The following is a 17,172-nucleotide window of genomic DNA, read 5'->3' on the forward strand; positions in this document are numbered from 1 at the left end:
TTCTTCCGCGCGACAGACGGCGTCAACGCTTCAGCAGGTGCCTGGCGATGGAATTGGCGATGCCCTGCACAACCTGCACAAGCACAATCATAATGATGACCGCGGTCCATGTGACGGTTTGGTCGAATTTCTGGTAGCCATAGGCGATGGCGAAATTGCCCAAGCCGCCACCGCCGATGTAGCCCGCCATCGCAGACATGTCAAGAACGCCGATGAACAGGAATGCGTAGGCGAGAATCAGCGGCGCCAACGCTTCCGGAATCAGCACGGTACGTACGATGGTCGGTTTCGAGGCACCCATGGAACGGGCCGCCTCGATGACGCCTGGATCAACTGGGACGAGATTCTGTTCGACCAAACGCGACGTAGCGACCGTGCACATGATGATCATCGGGAAAATCGCCGCGACTGTGCCGATGGACGTGCCCACCACCTTGATGGTCAGCGGCTGCATGGCCGCAAGGAAGATGATGAATGGAATCGGGCGAATGATATTCACGATCACATCCAGGATGCGGTAGAGTACCGCGTTTTCGAATAGATTGCCCGGCCTGGTGCCATACAACACCACACCGAGAATCAGCCCGAGGAATCCGCCGACCACCAGTGTGATCAGCACCATCTCAAGGGTCTGCCCGATCGACTCGAACAGCAGCGGCCTCAGCACGCTCCAATCGCTGCGACTTGCCAGAACGATACCTTCTTGCGTCATATCCGTCACTCCTGTCCCGCTGTGGCCAAAGCCTGCTCATACGGCACTTGGTCATCCGCCGTGCCGAAATCGATGATGTCGCTGTTCCGTGCAAGTTCGGCAAGGAACGCGTCAACGCCGTCACCCGAAAATTCGTATGTGATGGCGCCGATGGCGACGCCGCGCACCGTGTCGATGCCGCCGTACTGCAGACTGCTGTGTATGCCGTGTTCGGCAATCAGCTGGGAGATGTTCTGCCCGGAAGCGCCGATGACCGAGCCGTCCACGGCGTCGGTCACATCATGCTGACGGATCAGCACGGTGACGATGTGCCCCGGACATTGCGCATGCAGACGTTCCACCCGGGATTTCTCGGGAATGCCACTGACCGCAGTGGAGATGAACCTTTTGGTGACTTTCTGGCGCGGCGCCGCGAACACGTCATACACGTCGCCTCGCTCCACCACTTTGCCGGAGCTCATGACCGCCACACGATTGGCGATCTGCTGCACGACATTCATCTGGTGAGTGATCAGCACGATGGTTACGCCCAATTCTTCGTTGACACGCCTGAGCAGGGACAGCACCTCCATGGTGGTTTCGGGATCCAACGCACTTGTCGCCTCATCCGCAAGCAGAATCTTCGGATTGGTGGCCAGGGCCCTGGCGATGCCGACACGCTGTTTCTGGCCTCCGGACAGTTGCGACGGATACTTGTTCGCATGCTCGCTGAGGCCGACGAATTCAAGCAGTTGCGAGACTCGTCTGTCCTGATAATCCTTACGCCAATGATCAAGCTGCAACGGGTAGGCGATGTTCTGTGCCACCGTCTTGGTGGAAAACAGGTTGAACTGTTGGAAGATCATGCCGATCTTCTGACGAATCGGCCGCAACTTGGCCTCGCTGAGTGCGGATACCTCGGTGTCAAGCACGGTGACGGTTCCCGACGTAGGCTTCTCCAAGGCATTGATCAATCGCACCAGCGTCGACTTGCCGGCACCGGAATAGCCGATGATGCCGAAGATGTCGCCTTCGTTGATGGTCAGGCTTACATCGTCCACCGCGCGTGCGACCGTAGCGCCTCTGCCTGATGCGGCATTGCCGCCGCGCTGTTTGAATTCCTTGACCACGTGGTCAAAGACGATAATCGGGGTAGGTTCTGTCATACTGTCACTTTCGTTGGGAACGACTCGGCGTATGCACCGGTTTCAGATGCCACCGGCATCTCATCATAACGAGAGGAAGCCCCCTCGAGACACGAGGGAGCTTCCCCATACGAAATCACTTGACTTCCTTGGCTTCCTTTTCGATCTTCTGCAGGTAGCTCTGCAGGTCAGAGGCGCTGAACTTGTCGGCGAACACCGCGGTACCGCCGGAATTCTCCTGTAGCTTGTCAAGCACGTCTTGGGTCTGGAAGATCTCGACGACCTTCTTGTAGACCTCATTGTTCACATCGGCCTTGCGGGTGGCGAAGATGTTGATGTACGGACGTGCCTCCTCGGATTCGGCATCATCCTGATAGATGGCATCGGAGGCTTTCAGACCGGCATCGGAAACGTAATCGTTGTTGATCACACCGGCGGCGACCTGCGGGTCCTTCAGGGAATTGGCGACCTGCTCGGCCTTCAGCGGAGTGACTTTCACCTTCGACTTCGCCTCATCGATGTCCTGCGGAGTGGAGAACGGCGTCCAATCACCCTTCAACGTGACCAGACCTGCGGCCTTCAGCACGCCGATGGCACGTGCCTGATTGGTTTCATCGTTGGGAATCGGCACGGTGGAGCCATCGGGAATGTCCTTGACATCCTTGTATTTGGTGGAGTAGATGCCCAGCGGGTAGATGGCCACACCGCCGATCGGCTGCAGATCCTTGTTGTTCTGCACGTTGTAGTTCGCCAGATACAGAAGGTGCTGGAATTCGTTGAGGTCAAGCTCACCGGAATCCACCGCAGGATTTTCGGACGTATAGTCCTGGAAATCAACGATCTTGACATACAGTCCGGCTTCTTTGGCCTTTTTCTGGAATTCCACCCACTGCGGGTCGGTGGCCCCCACCACGCCGATCTTCACCGGATTGGATTCGGTGCCCTTGGCATCGGCCGTCTTGGAGCCGTTCACCACACGCAGGCCGAAGAATCCACCCACCGCCACCAGAACGACCACGATTGCGGCGATGATGATGTTGCGAACGGTGTGATTGACACGCACCGGTTCTTCCGGAGCCCCGTTCGGTTGTTGAATCGAAGATGTCATGTCTGTCCCTCTCTCTTATGGAATCCTGCTCGTGATGTGGCTTCCACATCACGTGACGTCCTCTACCATACGGGATGAATTCAGCGGAAAAGGCGGAAATGCAAGGATTTCCTATCGGCGTTCGTTATAGCCTGTATTCAAGGCCAACATTGGCGCTGTTGGGTGGAAGATTATTTTCGACGCATATGCGTGCACGATTATGCTATCGCGTAGCGTGTTACCCGACCTATGCTTTTCTAGACTGGGCCAGACGGAATGTTTACGAAAGGTTGTTTCCATGCATGACACCTACGACATCAAGGCGGCGTTTTTCGACATCGACGGCACGTTGACCAGTTTTGTGACGCATGTGGTACCGCAATCCACCGTTGACGCGTTGCGAGCGCTGCAGGCCAAAGGCGTGAAGATCTTCATCTGTTCGGGTCGGGCGCCGTCCTACATGGGCGTGGTACTCAACACGATTCCCGTTACCTTCGACGGCATCGTAGGACTGAATGGCCAATATTGCATGGACAACACCGGACTCTCCTATCGTCACCCGCTCGATCAGGTCGACGTGGAAAGAATCACCGCATGGCTGGACGAGCATACGAACGTCATCGCCAACTATGCGGAAAGCGATCACGGGTATTTCAACCGCGTCGACGAGGCGATGCGGCAGACATGGAAGAGTCTGGGCAAAACCGCGCCGAAGGTCGATATCTGTGATCCGCATACCCGAATAACGGATCATCCCACTTTCCAGATCAGTCCTTACGTCGATAGAGCCGTCGAGGCTGAAATCACCGGAATCTGCGACAACGTGCGGGGAGTGCGCTGGCATCCGGATTTCACCGACCTGATTCCCGCCGATGGCGGCAAGGCGAAGGGCATGCAGGTCATGCTCGAACACTACGGATGGCACCGCGGCAATGCGATTGCCTTCGGTGACGGCGGCAACGATGTAGACATGCTGGAGTACGCGGGAATCGGCGTGGCCATGGGCAATGCCACCGAAGAGCCGAAACGAGCGGCCGACTACATCACCGACAGTGTGGATGATGCGGGAATAGCCAACGCCTTGCATCACTTCGCGATTTTGTAACGGCATCACGTTCGTCACGACTACCGTCACTATCGCATTGTCAATATGAACGGATCGTGCGCCTTGCCCGTATACGATTACAATCATGCGCACGATTCGAAAGCACCCCTCGCAAATCGAAATCGTGCACGCACAGCATGAGGAAGCCAGCCCTCTTTTCACGCACAGCCGGCCATTCCGATGCCCATAAACGACAGCGCTCAGCCCATATGCCCCAGATAGCTTACGATTCCGGCGAGCCGCAAGACATCCGTCATCCTTCGTGCCGGTCGGGAATCCACAATGAATGAAACCTGATGGTCCCGAACCTATGGGAGAATCGGGAACCATGACTACTATCATCATGCGCACGACGCATGATAATCGTGGCCAACTGTTTTTGGCTTTATTCTAGGGTTTCTGCCCTTGGGAAGTCTGCCGGTTACGCTCGTTTTCCATGAGGCACCTACAGGCACCCGAGAATAATCCAGGAACACCGCCAACTGCGACTCCAAACGTTTGTCGTTCCCCGGAGCAGTGGCGGACATGGCACACGCCAGGCATTTTCACCGCTGGCTGCAGGCCTTGATCCTTCGGTTCTTCCGGCACGTCATGTCTTTGCAGCTCTGTCATTGGTCTGTGAATTTTGAGTATTCTGGCTTGAGTCTGAGATTGAATGTGCACGGCGAGAGCCATGGGTGTTTGGCGAGGATGAGTTCGGTTTCGTTCGGGTCTGTCTTTTCGTCATATAATCCCGGGCGGTGCGCTATGAGCACGGTGTCCGCGTACTGGCATACAGTCTCCGAATTCTTGAGGTGGAGGAACAGATGTCTTCTGCCGTCTATGCGTGCCCGCCCCTGTTCCATTGCCGATGTCACAATGATGGCGGTGTCGATCTCGTTGGCGAATGATGCGAGTCTGTCCAGCGCCTTGCCTAATTCGCATCCTGAATTGTTGGCAATGGCGTCGATGCGATGCAGAGCTATGAGTTTCAGGTCTACGGTTCTTTTCAGTCTGCGGCAGGCATCCATGATGGAATCCAGAGTAATGGATCGTTCTGAATTGACATACAGCGGCATATGCTCGCAAAGCGAGCAGAATGCGTCGCATAATCCCCTTTCGTCCTCGTCGAGACTGTCGTCCGAGAGGAGGGCTTTCATCGGCATGTCAGTTTCCGCCGACATGATGCGCACTGCGATTTCGTAGCCGGACAATCGAGGACAGAAGATGGCGGACGGCAGTCCACTCACGGCTGCGTGGCGCACGATGTCCAGCTGCAGGTTCCTCGAATCGGCCAATGTCCATCCAGAGATGACCGTGAGCGTACCTCGGGCGAACCCGTTGGTGCGCTTGTCGTATCCCTCGAATCCGCTGGGCACGTAGTTTCCGTCCGCCGGATTGATGCGCGGCCTGCCCACCAGCTCCATGACCCGCAGCATCGCCGGATATATCGGCTTCAGGTCGTATGATCCTTCCCCGCTATGTGCGTCGGCTGGCGCATTGCCGCCCCTGTGTTGCGTAACGGTGTGGTTCATTTCGGTTCCTTTCTATAAAACGATGTTACAAGCATACCTGCTTATGTGGTATCTTATATACAAGATAACTTTGATACAAAAAAGGAGATACTAGCGATGGCGACATTGTTGCTCTGTTGCAGGCATCTGGTCATTGACCCGTGCAATCGCATGCCCGGTCATCTTCCTCGGTCCGACAGGTGGCTGGATGACCAGAACGATAAGTTGACGCAAATTGTATGTGATTGGCTGTCTGATCTGTCTTGGGACGGGTGGCGCGTGGAGGCCGGTGTCAGCTCGTTCGACTCCACCGCGGTCGACGTGCGGGACCTGCTGGAACTGCGTCCGGAGCGCGGGGAACGTGACGGTCGGGAGTTTCGGGTCACATGGTTTTCCGTTGAGCGTACCGATTCCGGAAAAACGCGAGTGTTTGACGAGGGCGGCGACGAGGTCGATGCCGAGTTCTTCGAGTGCGAGGCGTATCAGCGGCTCTGGAAGTCCATCGATCTGCTATGGCTGATTTTCGAGACCGGAAAGGAAGATGACGATTCCGACCCCGACAATCGCTGCCGCTCTCTCTGCCACCGGTCGGAATCTTCCTATGAAGATTCATTGCCTCCCGATTTGGCGATCCGTCTCCTGACCGCCAAGCGATCCTTGCGGCGGTTGCGGGAATCATTGGGATCTTTCCCCGGATACCGGCTGACGCTGTTCGGAGAGGAGGGCTTCATCGTGGACGACGCGTGGTTCGAAGCCATGGGGCAGGGCTGCGACCGGCTCAATGAACGCGTGCACGCCTATGCGACGCGGCCGTCATGCGCGAATCCCCCGAACGACGACTTCGATCGAGAATCGATTCCACCGTCTGCATACACACTGTAAAATAGACAAAAATCGAAAGGATCCGCAATGCTTACCGCCGACATCGATGTCGACCGCTCAATCGTCACGTTTCGCAGTGAGGATGACAAGACGGAGCTGACTGTTTCCACAGCTCCCCTTTCCACCGTCGAGGCGACTCCGGCCGCCCATCTTATCCCGTCTCCCGGTGTCAGTGCCGAGACCGCACTGAAACAGACCGCGGAGATCATCACATCGCTTACCGACTCGAACGGTTACATTCACATTGATTTTTCGGATGTCATTTCCATCTGTGCATCCGCGGCCATACGCATCATACGGTTCAATGCCGGTGATGATCCGAGCAAGGCGTTCTCGGACGTGCTCGCCGCACAAGGCATCGACCCGTCATGCTGCGACGGGGCGCTGATCAACATTGGGGCTCCCACCAATATTGGCCTGGCCGAAGCCACCTCATTGGTCACAATCGTGCAGGAAGCGATCCAAGACGATGCCTTGATCATCTGGGGTCTGTCACTGGACTCGCAACAAAAAGACACGGAAATCACCGTCATCCTCGCAGAACCCGAGAAAGAACTGCCGGTGCACGATGCTTTCATTACGCAACAACATTATGATAGAAAGGATGCTCAGATGATGCAGGGAGAAACGATGGATATACCAAACACACCGATTCGGTTCCTTGATTTGATTGGATTGGACAACGAGCAACTGAAGGATTTCACTATCAGGTTGAATGGCAACAAGCCTGCTTGGTTTGACGTACTTGATGCTTACTACTCATCGCATGATGCGCTGATGGAGTGGATGTTTATCAAACAATGGCCCGGGGAGAAAGTGAAGGGATCTTTCAAGCAGAAGAAGGTTCTGCAGTTCATTCAACTTCATCAGGAAGATCCGACGAAATGGCTGTTCATTGGTGCTTTTGAGGTTCTCGGCGAATATCAGAAGGAAGATGGCACTGTCGCGTACGACTATCGCGAAATACCGCAGTATGCTCCGTTGGATGCTCGTGCTGTGGTGTATTACAAGAAACGTCAAGGGCCCACTCAACTCATGAACGATATGGGCAACGATGAGTTACGAAATCGCTTCTCGGAAACCATGACCTTAGACCATTTATCGCAGTCCCCAATTTCCTCGCTTCCTTTCCCTGGTTTTGAAAACGTGCGCCTCACTCATCGGCAGCTAGTTGCCGCAGTGGGAAACGATACATGGAAAACTTCTCTGGGCAGCGTCCAAGCTATTTACCTGCAAACCGACCGGCGTACCGGATGGCATTATGTCGGTTCTGCCTACTCACACAAGGGTGCAGAGCAAGGATTATTGTCCCGCTGGTCGGAGTATGCCTATGGTGATCATTCTGGTGGCAACAAGCGTCTCAAGGAGCTGGGTGTCAAATATATCGAAGACAACTTCCAGTACTCGATTCTAGAGATTTTTGATATGCGCGCTTTGCCGAAAGACATCATTAATCGGGAGCATTGGTGGATGGACACTCTCGGTTCTGTGTACCATAGCGAAGATGAGCATCCGCATGGATACAATTCTGTTACAGAGCGTAATAGCGACAATCCTGTTGAGTGAGGCAGAAATCTTTATTCTGCCAATTAGCAGAATATGCCATAGAGGGGGCGTTTGTTTTCTAGGAAAGTGAACAAACGCCCCTCCTGCGTCGCTAAAGACACTCCTCCACTGAATAAGGAGGTAATTGCATGGGATGGTCTTTACATATCTTTCATTCAAGATGGCAGGTACGCAAGGCTGTAAGATATAGGGTATGACTGAAATTGTGACGATGAAACTTGGTCCCCGCAGGGAACTTGGCTGGGTCGAGGACCTGCCAGAGGGCGGCACTCGGCATCTGGTGGGATGGGATCCCAAGATGGAAGGCGACTTCGAGGAAATCTGGCGCTCCGGCAACAGCTGGTGGCGGCTCGAACCCGGCCGGGCGGTCCGCTGCGATCTCGGCATCATCCTGACCCCCGACAACGTGGTGGCATGCGTCGCCAAGATCAACGGCATCATCAAGCGCGACGATATGCGCATGGGCTTTATCGGCAAGCCGATCCACGGCGACTACGACAACTGGATCGGCAAAATCCTCGAACGCAACGACTCCAAGAACCCCATCGCCTACTTCGACGAGCGAGCCATCCTCCCTCCCAGCAAAGTCACCAAAGACACTGAAAAGCTTAATCGCTAATTTGATGGCTTGCACCGCCAGACAAGCTCGGTCTTGTACATGCCGTTGACGGATTCAGACATGGCATTGGCGTAGAAGTCGCCGACCATGCCGGTCGACGGCAATCCCATATTCCATCACCTTGGCGATGTACACGAGGCTGATGTACTGCGTCCCGTGATCACCGTGGTGCACGAGACCATCCGTGCCACCATGCACATAGGTGATGTTGACGGCATACAATCGGTTCGACGACTCGGCCTCGAACTTCCTGTTCACAAGGTCGGGACTGCCGCCTAGACGCGAAATGTTTTTCTTCTGGATAGATAAATGGCCGTCTCTCTACCGTAGAGACGGCCAGAATACTGAATCTTAAAGACTTAGTTGTTGTTATATCCATGCTTGCGACTGTCCAACGCTTCCTTCCACCATGATTCGCGTTTGAGGATACGCTTGTCGTCAGTACGTTCATTCCAATTTTCGAGAAGCGTGTAGGTGAAATTGTCCTTCACGTAGTCGAAGCCCTTTTCTTCTACTATTTTCCTGAGCTCAACATCGCCGCCATGACCGTTTTGCACGTAATCCGACCAACGCTTCAACAACATGCCCTTATCGCTTGTAGCCGACCCGACATACAGTTTTCCAGTCGCACGATCGGTAATCACATACACGCCTTTTTGGTGTTCCAAAGCATTACGCCAGTCCATAAGATTCCTAACAATGATGCGCTCAACTTCACGCCATGGAAGGCTGATCTGGTCATAACCGGGGAACGGATTATCATCAAACACGTCAGGCAAGACCTGAACCACTTCAAACTCATCCACGACTGTATCAGCATTCCGGAACTGGTACTGCCCCTTGTGGAATCTGATGATGACGCGACCGTACAGCGGCTTGTACTGCGTAAACTCCTTACCCTCATAGGCATAACTGTCCCACACGTCTAAATCTCTGACGACTTTCTGCATAGTTGCAAACAGCCAAAGGTTAGGATCGTTCTTTAACCTCACTAGGCAGATTGCATTTTCGCCAACATTAAAATGGTTCTGCTTACGACGATGAAACAACCAGCCAAGAATTTCTTCCGGATTCCTCTTGAACACTTCAATCGGATCATCATTGCTCCCTCCAGGAACGATGCAGAATCTAATCTTGGTGTGCTTCAGCTCCTCATCGTTAAGATGAAGCAAATCGTTCAGGGACAGGATCTCGTTCATTTCTACTCCTTTGCATCAGACGAAGTGGCCATGTTTTTCCGTCCTTATAAGGAGGCGGCCTACATCGATTGGTCTACATAATACTCGGTTTCGGCCTGTTCCGGTGTCCTACAGCCCAATGACTGGCGTAGCCGCTTCGAGTTCCACCACGAGACCCACCGGAACGTCGCCAGCTCCAGGTCGGCCGGATCCCGGAACGGCTTGCACCGCCATACCAGCTCAGTCTTGCAAGCGCCGTTGACGGATTCAAACATGGCATTGTCGTAGAAGTCGCCGACTATACCGGTCGACAACAGCATGCCATATTCCATCACCCGAGGGTGGTGTACAGCGTGTTGATGTACTACGGCATCATGATGGCTGTGGTGAACGAGACCATCCGCACCACCATGCACGTAGGTGATGTTGACGGCATACAATCGGTTCGACGACTCGGCCTCGAACTTCCTGTTCACAAGGTCGGGACTGCCGCCTAGACGCGAAACTTCTCCTTCGGACATGTAAATGTCCCCTCCCGGAGAGATGGCCAGGCTCTGTGAAGAACGTCAGCATCCTGGTCATCATCGGCGTCAGCCGCGAGACGATCGACGTGACGGAGGGGCACGAAAGAGAACGAGGCCGGCTGAGGACAGTTCGTCAGAGGCATGATCGAACGCGGATTGGAGGGGGCAACCGCCAGCTGTTTTACGCGAAGACATCGGGGAGGCCACTACCTACCTGCTGCCGGAGTATCGGACGAACGCCGCAGACGCATCTGCACGAACAACATGACGAACGATTGAGCCGGAAAACTGTCGACGGCGTGACCGCGTCATCGACAGTTTTCCGGATGGCAACAGCGCCCCTCATGCTCGTCTGCACTCGTATCCGCTACGTCACAGCCGACGAATAATCAGCCCGCCGCTACCTCGATATGTCCCGACTCGATGACACCCTACAGGCAACGAACTGATCATCACACCACAGACGGGCAAGACCATAAAAGCGCAAACTTTCGGACACTACATCAAAACCCCGGTCTCAAGCCCATGAGACACTGGGAACCATGACTACTATCATCATGCGCACGACCGAAGGCGACATCAAGATCGACCTGTTCGACGACAAGACCCCTGAAACCGTAGCCAATTTCCTTGGCCTGGCCACCGGCGAGAAGGAATGGACCGACCCGTTCACCGGCCAGCCGAGCCACGAACCGTTCTATGACGGCCTGACCTTCCATCGCATCATCAAGGACTTCATGATCCAGGGCGGCTGCCCGCTGGGCACCGGCACCGGCGGTCCGGGCTACAACTTCGATGACGAAATCGTGCCGGGACTGACCTTCGACCGTCCGTACCTGCTGGCCATGGCGAACGCCGGCCTGCGTCGCGGCATGGATGGCAAGGTGCACGGCACCAACGGCTCCCAGTTCTTCATCACCACCGTACCGACCGAGTGGCTCAACGGCCATCACACCATCTTCGGTGAAGTCGCGGATGATGAGTCCAAGGCCGTCGTCGACAAGCTCGACGCCGTGGCGACCGACCGTTCCGATGCTCCGCTCGAACCGGTGGGAATCACTTCGATTGAAGTCGTGAAGTAACACCATCAGCAATACACAGGGTTGGAGAAGCCTCCTTCCTGAGCCACACTCCTGCCGATCGTCGGTCTGAAGAAATCCAGATTCGATGATCGGCAGGAGTGTGGCTCAGGAAGGAGGCTTCTCCCGTCTCTCCCCATCATGCTTCGCACATCATACTCCTCATCCAGAGGAGGGAACCGCTATATCCTTCGCAAACGGGGTTCGGCTGAATCCTTGGCACCGGTGATGCGATACACGTCGAACACGCCTTCGATCTTGCGTACTGCCGCAAGCAGGATGTTGAGATGCTGCGGATCGGCCATCTCAAAGCTGAACTGACTGGTCGCCACACGATCCGTACCGGTGGAAATCGAGCCGGAGATGATGTTCACGCCATGATCGGACAGCACACGCGTCACATCGCTCAACAGGTGCGGACGATCGAGCGCCTCCACCTGAATCTTGACCATGAACACGCCCTTAGTACTGGTCCACTGCACGTCGACCACACGTTCAGGCTGCCGCTTCTGCAAGTCCAACATGTTCTGGCAATCCACACGATGCACGGACACGCCCTGGTTACGTGTGATGAAACCGATGATCTTATCTCCCGGCACCGGCATGCAGCAACGTGCCAGTTTGACCCAGATGTCACCCACACCCTTGACGGAGATGCCCAGCGAACTGGTGGTGTTCTTCTTGTTGCGCTCGACCTGTTTGAGAGGCAGCGCCTCCTGCTCCACCTCTTCGTTGACCTCGTCGCTGCCGGCATCCTTCACCAGATGCGAAATCACGTTCTGCGTGGAAATCTGACCGTCGCCGATGGCCGCGAACACGGCATCCGCGTTGGCGAGATTGAGTTCGTCGGCGATGCCGACCAACGCTTCCGGAGTCAGCAACGTGGTAATCGGCAGATTGCGCTTGCGCATGGCTCGTGTCAGCTCGTCACGGCCTTCTTCGATGGCTTCGGTACGCCGTTCCTTGCTGAACCATTGACGAATCTTGTTGCGGGCCTTCGGGCTTTTGGTGAAACTCAGCCAATCACGGGACGGCCCCGCGGTATCGGATTTGGAGGTCAGCACTTCGACGGTGTCGCCATTCTCCAGTTTGGTGTCCAACGGCACCAAGCGTCCGTTCACACGGGCGCCCATGGTGCGGTGGCCCACTTCGGTATGCACGGCGTAGGCGAAGTCAATCGGAGTGGCCTCGGCAGGCAACGACACGATCTTGCCCTTCGGCGTGAACACGTAGACTTCCGCGGAGCCCAGATCTTCTTTCAAGGAGCCGAGGAATTCGTTGGAATCCGGAGTCTCGCTCGTCCAATCGGCAAGCTGCTGGATCCATTTGAGATTATCAGCCTCGGAAAGCTCCTGGTTCTCACCGCGCTTGCGGTCGGACTTATCCGGTGACGACAGGGCACGGCCCGCCTGACCGTTCTCCTTGTACTTCCAATGCGCCGCGATGCCGAATTCGGCGCGACGGTGCATATCCCAGGTTCGAATCTGAATTTCCACCGGCTTGCCGCCTGGGCCCACCACCGTAGTGTGCAGGCTCTGGTACATATTGAGCTTCGGCATGGCGATGTAATCCTTGAAACGGCCCGGAACGGGGTTCCAACGCGCATGCACGGCACCTAGCGCCGCATAACAGTCCTGAATGGTGTCGACGATGATACGTACACCGACCAGATCGTAGATGTTGGCGAAATCATGGCCGCGCACGATCATTTTCTGGTAGATGGAGAAGTAGTCCTTTGGACGCCCGGTCACATAGGCCTTGATATGCTGCTCGTCGAGATCCTCATTGATCTCGGCGAGGATCTGCTTCAGATACACGTCACGCTGTCCGGCCCTGCGAGCCACCAATACCACGATCTCGTTATAGATCTTCGGGTAGAGCACCTTGAAGCTGAGCTCTTCCAGTTCGGTTTTGATGGCGTTCATGCCGAGCCTGTTCGCCAGCGGTGCATACACGTCGAGCGTTTCATGCGCCTTCTTCTGCGCATTGGATGGCTTGACGTAACGCCAAGTACGAGCGTTGTGCACGCGGTCGGCAAGCTTGACCACCAGAACACGCACGTCCCGGCTCATGGCCACCACCATCTTGCGGATGGTTTCGGCCTGTGCGGAATCCCCGTATTCCATTTTGGAAAGCTTGGTCACGCCATCAACGAGGCCCGACACGGTATCGCCGAACTCGGCACGGCACTCCTCAAGCGTGTAGTCGGTATCTTCGACCGTATCGTGCAACAGACCCGCCGCCACAACAATCGGTCCCATACCCAGATCGGCAAGAATCTGCGCGACGGCCAGCGGGTGGATGATGTAAGGCTCGCCGGACTTGCGCCGCTGCGTGCAATGCTGCTTGACGGCACGCTGATAGGCGCGCGCCAGAATACCCATATCCTCATCGGGATGGTGGTATTCGCACATCTTCAGAATCGGTTCAAGCGGATCAAGAGGATTCGTGCTGATCTCGCAACCCAACATGTGGGCCGAACGAACCTCGTTCTCATCGTCGCCCATCTTCCACCTCCTCTTGCAATGCTCCCTATCCTACCCGTGCCGCACGGCATGACCGACGCATCCGACCGCGTGTTGTGCGGTCGGATGCATGCGTGGCGAACAGCCTCAGGAGGCCACGTCGGTCGAGCCGAAGCCGCGTTCGGCGCGATCCGAACCCGGCAACGACGCCGCCGGCACGAATCTCGCCTCGACATAGCGCTGGATCACCAATTGCGCGATGCGGTCCCCCGGCTGGAATGTCACGGTGTGTTCCGGATCGAGGTTGATCAGCGGAACCTTGATTTCACCACGGTAGCCGGCATCAATCGTGCCCGGGGCGTTGAGCACGGTGACGCCGCGCTTGACGGCGAGCCCCGAACGAGGGTGCACCAGGGCGACGTAGCCAGCCGGTAGCGCAATGGCCACGCCAGTAGGCACCAGCGCCCGCTGGAACGGCTCCAAGGTGACCTCCTCCGTCGTTTTGAGGTCCGCCCCGGCATCTCCGGCATGGGCATAATACAGTTCCGCAGGTTGGTCGGGATTCAGCGACTTTACCAGAACTTCGACGTTTTCCGGCTCGTTGTATGCTTCGTCGAATGCCATCAGGCAGCGCACTCCTGACAGACGGGCTGCCCATCCTCGGTGGTGTAGGCCAGCTGGCTGCGATGCTTCACCAGGAAGCATTCAGAACAGATGAATTCATCTCCCTGCATGGGAATGACGGTCACCGAAGCGTCTTCATTGCTCAGATCGGCGCCGGGCAACTCATAGTCCTCGGCAATGGCGTTCTCGTCATCGTCCATATCGTTGGAGGAATTCTGCGAGCTTTTGCCCAGAGCCTGGAGCGACTCCTCGTCCTCGTCCTTGTTACGCGGGGAATCATAATCCTGTGCCATCGCGATTCCTTTCGTCATCTATGGTGCCTATGCGCCATAGAATACATGACATTTACCCCGCATAGGATACACGATTCGAAATACTCGTAAAATCCGACACGTGCGGCACAATGGAAATATCTGATGCCCGAAGAAGGAAAGTGGTGCGCTCATGCCTGAAAATCCGTTCGAGGAAGCCCGGTTCGATCATGTGGGGGAAACCGGTGAACTCGTCTTTGTTTCAGGTGCCGGAAAATTCGCCGTAAAGGTCGATGATGCGCTTGAGAGAGCCATTTTGGAGGCGAAACAGATTCGTTCCGAAGTACAACGGGAGCACCAGCCGCATACGTCCACAACGTTGCCGATCTCACAGATTCAGTCGCTGATTCGCGCCGGTGCCGATCCCGCGCGAGTCGCGGAACGATACGCTTTGAGCGAGGCTCTTGTTCGGCGTTTCTCGGCCGCGGTCGAAACGGAAAAGCAGTATGCCATCGAGCAGTTCCTCGCCGTGCCGGCACCGAAGGAGAGCCGCGTACGCACGCTTTCCGAGCTCATCGAACGCACGTTCGCAGCGGCCCGCGTCCGTTTGGAGGACGTGACTTGGAAGGCTACGCGACGCGGTCTGGAGCCATGGAAAATCACCGCGCAATTCACATCCAACGGCCGCACCATCCGTGCCGAATGGACATGGAACATGCACGACAACGCCGTGACTTGCCTCAATGCAACCGCCAAGAAACTCATCGGCGAACAGGACACGCCTAAAACGGGAGGCGCCGAAGATCATACGGTGGATGAGGATTTTCTGGCATCGTTGAATCTGCCTGGCAATTCCGCGCGCTCCGCCCGCATCGAACAGACCGTCTCAGCCTGGAACACGCCTGAGCCGACCATGCCAGCCGCCCGGCCGAAATCAGCCGCTCCCTCCGTGCCGTTGTCCCCCATCGATTCGAGCACGATCGCAACGACCCCGCCGATTCCCGAAGGAGTCGGCGCCGTGCCGATGCCGCAGTCCCCGAGCGAATCCGACATGCAGGCGCAGCCCGAACAGGACTCGCCGCAGACGAAGGGCGAAACATCGTCCCACACGGCTTCGACGCCTGACGAACATGGCCAAGGCGCCACGAAGGCGAAACGTCGTGCCGGACGTTCCGCAGTGCCCAGCTGGGATGAGATTCTGTTCGGCGACTGACCTTGCGGCACGCTGCTAGGCTATGTCGATCAGACAGGGAATGTCCGATTCCAGCATGGTCAGCGATCCGTGCACGCTAGGCAGGTGCGTCGCTTTCTCGGCCTGCGTCCGTGAGTCGACGATGGTCACGGATTGTGCGGCCGACACGATGACATCACCCAACATCGGTTCCACATACGGTTCGACCGGCCCGTACACGCCTTGTGCAATCGCCTCGGCACGCGTGCGCACCTGCGCCCGCTCCTCTAGGAAATCACGCCATCTCATGGCGATGTCCTCAGGGTTCTCGCCATGTTCGGCATAGAGCATCACGCAACGTGGTTCGCCGCCGATACTCGCCACACCTTGGGATAGCCGGGGCTCCCCGGCTATGTCGATGCGTTGTTGCGGATCAGCGGTGATCATGCCATGATCCGCGACGACAACGATCAGCGTCCCTTTGGGAAGGCTGCGTCTGAGCAGCCCAAGCTGACCGTCCACACGTTCGAAGGCCCCAATCCACTTGTCGGAATCCCAACCATAGTTATGGCCGACCTTGTCGGTATCACGCAGATAGACATAGGTCAATCCCGGCCTTCGTGCGGCCCTTGCGGCAACCGCGATCCTCGTGCGCGGATCCGTATTGGAGATGTAGTCGGTACCACGCAATGAAGACTGCGTCAACGCCGAGAACGCGAATTTAGGCAATCCGGAACTAGTGACGCGTACACCCTGTTCGGCAAGACGCTCGAATACCGTGGGCTGGCGTTGCAGATCAAGTGGGGCCATCGCGTTTTTGAATGATATCAGCTGGCAGATTTCACCATTGTTCGGATTCAGCTGCGTATATCCGGTCATGCCGGTCAATCCGGGGCATGTGCCGGTACCGAACGAGGCCATGGCGGCCACCGTGGTGCTTGGCATGCAGGTAGCAATCGGGCGTTGGTTGACGGAATCGTTCATCAGTGAACGGAGGTATGGCGCATGGCCGAGTCTCATATTGAGATTCCAGTAGCCAAGACCGTCAACCAGCACGATGACCGCCGATCGCGCATCGGGAAGCCCCAACACGGTCTGCAGGGAGAGCGGATCCCGATGAATCGCGGTCGGGATTGGATGGCCAAGGGCTGCGGAAATCGCCGGCAGCACCGCCGAAAGATGCAGCGCTCCCCCGCGTTCGCCCATTTTCGCCGACCTGCCGTCGCCGTATCGCGCGGGCGAGGTCATGGAAAGCAGCTCCTGCATATGCGGCACTTCAATACTCATGTCTT

15 protein-coding genes and 1 pseudogene are annotated in these 17,172 nt (G+C 56.3%); 6 read left to right on the plus strand and 10 right to left on the minus strand.

Annotated elements, in window-relative coordinates; all coding sequences use genetic code 11:
* Window positions 1–22 precede the first annotated feature (22 nt).
* From BBDE_RS06720 to BBDE_RS06730, 3 genes are all read right to left on the minus strand, one after another.
* Entirely contained in the window at window positions 23–712 is a 690-nt protein-coding gene (locus BBDE_RS06720; protein ID WP_003839697.1) for a methionine ABC transporter permease, read from the minus strand.
* A 5-nt stretch (window positions 713–717) separates the two neighbouring features.
* The gene (locus tag BBDE_RS06725) at window positions 718–1,857 is read right to left on the minus strand and encodes a methionine ABC transporter ATP-binding protein (protein WP_003839695.1); all 1,140 of its coding nucleotides are present in this window, start codon (window positions 1,855–1,857) and stop codon (window positions 718–720) included.
* 115 nt (window positions 1,858–1,972) lie between these two features.
* Entirely contained in the window at window positions 1,973–2,944 is a 972-nt protein-coding gene (locus BBDE_RS06730) for a MetQ/NlpA family ABC transporter substrate-binding protein (protein ID WP_003839694.1), read from the minus strand.
* 277 nt (window positions 2,945–3,221) lie between these two features.
* Between BBDE_RS06730 and BBDE_RS06735 the strand changes: the two genes are divergently transcribed.
* Window positions 3,222–4,028: a Cof-type HAD-IIB family hydrolase gene (locus BBDE_RS06735; protein WP_003839692.1), complete on the plus strand. Its 807-nt coding sequence runs from the start codon at window positions 3,222–3,224 to the stop codon at window positions 4,026–4,028.
* Between the two features lie 608 nt (window positions 4,029–4,636).
* Here the strand turns inward: BBDE_RS06735 and BBDE_RS06740 are convergent.
* Window positions 4,637–5,542 carry a DnaB-like helicase C-terminal domain-containing protein gene (locus BBDE_RS06740; protein WP_003839685.1) on the minus strand — a complete coding sequence of 302 codons (906 nt, stop codon included), beginning with the start codon at window positions 5,540–5,542 and terminating at the stop codon, window positions 4,637–4,639.
* A 96-nt stretch (window positions 5,543–5,638) separates the two neighbouring features.
* Here BBDE_RS06740 and BBDE_RS06745 point away from each other — a divergent pair, with 96 nt between their 5' ends.
* The 3 genes from BBDE_RS06745 (at window position 5,639) to BBDE_RS06755 (ending at window position 8,588) form a co-directional block, all read left to right on the plus strand.
* Window positions 5,639–6,403, plus strand: coding sequence for a hypothetical protein (locus tag BBDE_RS06745; RefSeq protein WP_033488905.1), 765 nt, complete (start codon window positions 5,639–5,641; stop codon window positions 6,401–6,403).
* A 27-nt stretch (window positions 6,404–6,430) separates the two neighbouring features.
* The gene (locus tag BBDE_RS06750) at window positions 6,431–7,969 is read left to right on the plus strand and encodes a cell division protein FtsZ (RefSeq protein ID WP_003839683.1); all 1,539 of its coding nucleotides are present in this window, start codon (window positions 6,431–6,433) and stop codon (window positions 7,967–7,969) included.
* Window positions 7,970–8,162: 193 nt separating this feature from the next.
* Window positions 8,163–8,588 carry a hypothetical protein gene (locus tag BBDE_RS06755; RefSeq protein WP_003839681.1) on the plus strand — a complete coding sequence of 142 codons (426 nt, stop codon included), beginning with the start codon at window positions 8,163–8,165 and terminating at the stop codon, window positions 8,586–8,588.
* Between the two features lie 359 nt (window positions 8,589–8,947).
* Here BBDE_RS06755 and BBDE_RS06765 read toward each other — a convergent pair whose 3' ends face one another.
* Both BBDE_RS06765 and BBDE_RS11145 read right to left on the minus strand, forming a co-directional pair.
* Window positions 8,948–9,787 (minus strand): GIY-YIG nuclease family protein, encoded by an 840-nt coding sequence (locus BBDE_RS06765; RefSeq protein ID WP_003839678.1) that lies wholly within the window; start codon window positions 9,785–9,787, stop codon window positions 8,948–8,950.
* Window positions 9,788–9,802: 15 nt separating this feature from the next.
* A pseudogene (locus BBDE_RS11145) lies at window positions 9,803–10,260 on the minus strand (IS3-like element ISBlo10 family transposase); the annotation flags it as partial.
* 572 nt (window positions 10,261–10,832) lie between these two features.
* On the opposite strand from BBDE_RS11145, the gene BBDE_RS06775 reads away from it, so the two are divergent.
* Window positions 10,833–11,372, plus strand: a complete 540-nt coding sequence (locus tag BBDE_RS06775) for a peptidylprolyl isomerase (RefSeq protein WP_012902264.1) — start codon at window positions 10,833–10,835, stop codon at window positions 11,370–11,372.
* Between the two features lie 179 nt (window positions 11,373–11,551).
* On the opposite strand, the gene BBDE_RS06780 is transcribed toward BBDE_RS06775, so the two are convergent.
* From BBDE_RS06780 to BBDE_RS06790, 3 genes are all read right to left on the minus strand, one after another.
* The gene (locus tag BBDE_RS06780) at window positions 11,552–13,876 is read right to left on the minus strand and encodes a RelA/SpoT family protein (RefSeq protein WP_003839668.1); all 2,325 of its coding nucleotides are present in this window, start codon (window positions 13,874–13,876) and stop codon (window positions 11,552–11,554) included.
* 105 nt (window positions 13,877–13,981) lie between these two features.
* A complete protein-coding gene (gene dut / locus BBDE_RS06785) occupies window positions 13,982–14,458 on the minus strand; it encodes a dUTP diphosphatase (protein ID WP_003839667.1) in 477 nt (158 codons plus the stop codon).
* Entirely contained in the window at window positions 14,458–14,751 is a 294-nt protein-coding gene (locus BBDE_RS06790) for a DUF4193 domain-containing protein (protein WP_003844001.1), read from the minus strand. The genes dut and BBDE_RS06790 overlap by 1 nt, the downstream gene beginning before the upstream one ends.
* 151 nt (window positions 14,752–14,902) lie before the next feature.
* Between BBDE_RS06790 and sepH the strand changes: the two genes are divergently transcribed.
* A complete protein-coding gene (gene sepH / locus BBDE_RS06795; RefSeq protein WP_003839663.1) occupies window positions 14,903–15,922 on the plus strand; it encodes a septation protein SepH in 1,020 nt (339 codons plus the stop codon).
* Window positions 15,923–15,937: 15 nt separating this feature from the next.
* Here the strand turns inward: sepH and BBDE_RS06800 are convergent, their stop codons facing one another.
* On the minus strand, window positions 15,938–17,167 hold the full coding sequence (locus BBDE_RS06800) for an alkaline phosphatase family protein (RefSeq protein WP_012902265.1): 1,230 nt from the start codon (window positions 17,165–17,167) through the stop codon (window positions 15,938–15,940).
* Window positions 17,168–17,172: the final 5 nt, after the last annotated feature.

It is taken from the genome of Bifidobacterium dentium JCM 1195 = DSM 20436 (assembly GCF_001042595.1).
Lineage (GTDB): Bacteria > Actinomycetota > Actinomycetes > Actinomycetales > Bifidobacteriaceae > Bifidobacterium > Bifidobacterium dentium.

Excerpts from the sequence above, each read along its gene's own strand:
- BBDE_RS06720 (WP_003839697.1), bottom strand. The coding sequence starts at position 712 with ATGACGCAAGAAGGTATCGTTCTGGCAAGTCGCAGCGATTGGAGCGTG.
- BBDE_RS06725 (WP_003839695.1), bottom strand. The coding sequence starts at position 1,857 with ATGACAGAACCTACCCCGATTATCGTCTTTGACCACGTGGTCAAGGAA.
- BBDE_RS06730 (WP_003839694.1), bottom strand. The coding sequence starts at position 2,944 with ATGACATCTTCGATTCAACAACCGAACGGGGCTCCGGAAGAACCGGTG.
- BBDE_RS06735 (WP_003839692.1), top strand. The coding sequence starts at position 3,222 with ATGCATGACACCTACGACATCAAGGCGGCGTTTTTCGACATCGACGGC.
- BBDE_RS06740 (WP_003839685.1), bottom strand. The coding sequence starts at position 5,542 with ATGAACCACACCGTTACGCAACACAGGGGCGGCAATGCGCCAGCCGAC.
- BBDE_RS06745 (WP_033488905.1), top strand. The coding sequence starts at position 5,639 with ATGGCGACATTGTTGCTCTGTTGCAGGCATCTGGTCATTGACCCGTGC.
- BBDE_RS06750 (WP_003839683.1), top strand. The coding sequence starts at position 6,431 with ATGCTTACCGCCGACATCGATGTCGACCGCTCAATCGTCACGTTTCGC.
- BBDE_RS06755 (WP_003839681.1), top strand. The coding sequence starts at position 8,163 with ATGACTGAAATTGTGACGATGAAACTTGGTCCCCGCAGGGAACTTGGC.
- BBDE_RS06765 (WP_003839678.1), bottom strand. The coding sequence starts at position 9,787 with ATGAACGAGATCCTGTCCCTGAACGATTTGCTTCATCTTAACGATGAG.
- BBDE_RS06775 (WP_012902264.1), top strand. The coding sequence starts at position 10,833 with ATGACTACTATCATCATGCGCACGACCGAAGGCGACATCAAGATCGAC.
- BBDE_RS06780 (WP_003839668.1), bottom strand. The coding sequence starts at position 13,876 with ATGGGCGACGATGAGAACGAGGTTCGTTCGGCCCACATGTTGGGTTGC.
- dut (WP_003839667.1), bottom strand. The coding sequence starts at position 14,458 with ATGGCATTCGACGAAGCATACAACGAGCCGGAAAACGTCGAAGTTCTG.
- BBDE_RS06790 (WP_003844001.1), bottom strand. The coding sequence starts at position 14,751 with ATGGCACAGGATTATGATTCCCCGCGTAACAAGGACGAGGACGAGGAG.
- sepH (WP_003839663.1), top strand. The coding sequence starts at position 14,903 with ATGCCTGAAAATCCGTTCGAGGAAGCCCGGTTCGATCATGTGGGGGAA.
- BBDE_RS06800 (WP_012902265.1), bottom strand. The coding sequence starts at position 17,167 with ATGAGTATTGAAGTGCCGCATATGCAGGAGCTGCTTTCCATGACCTCG.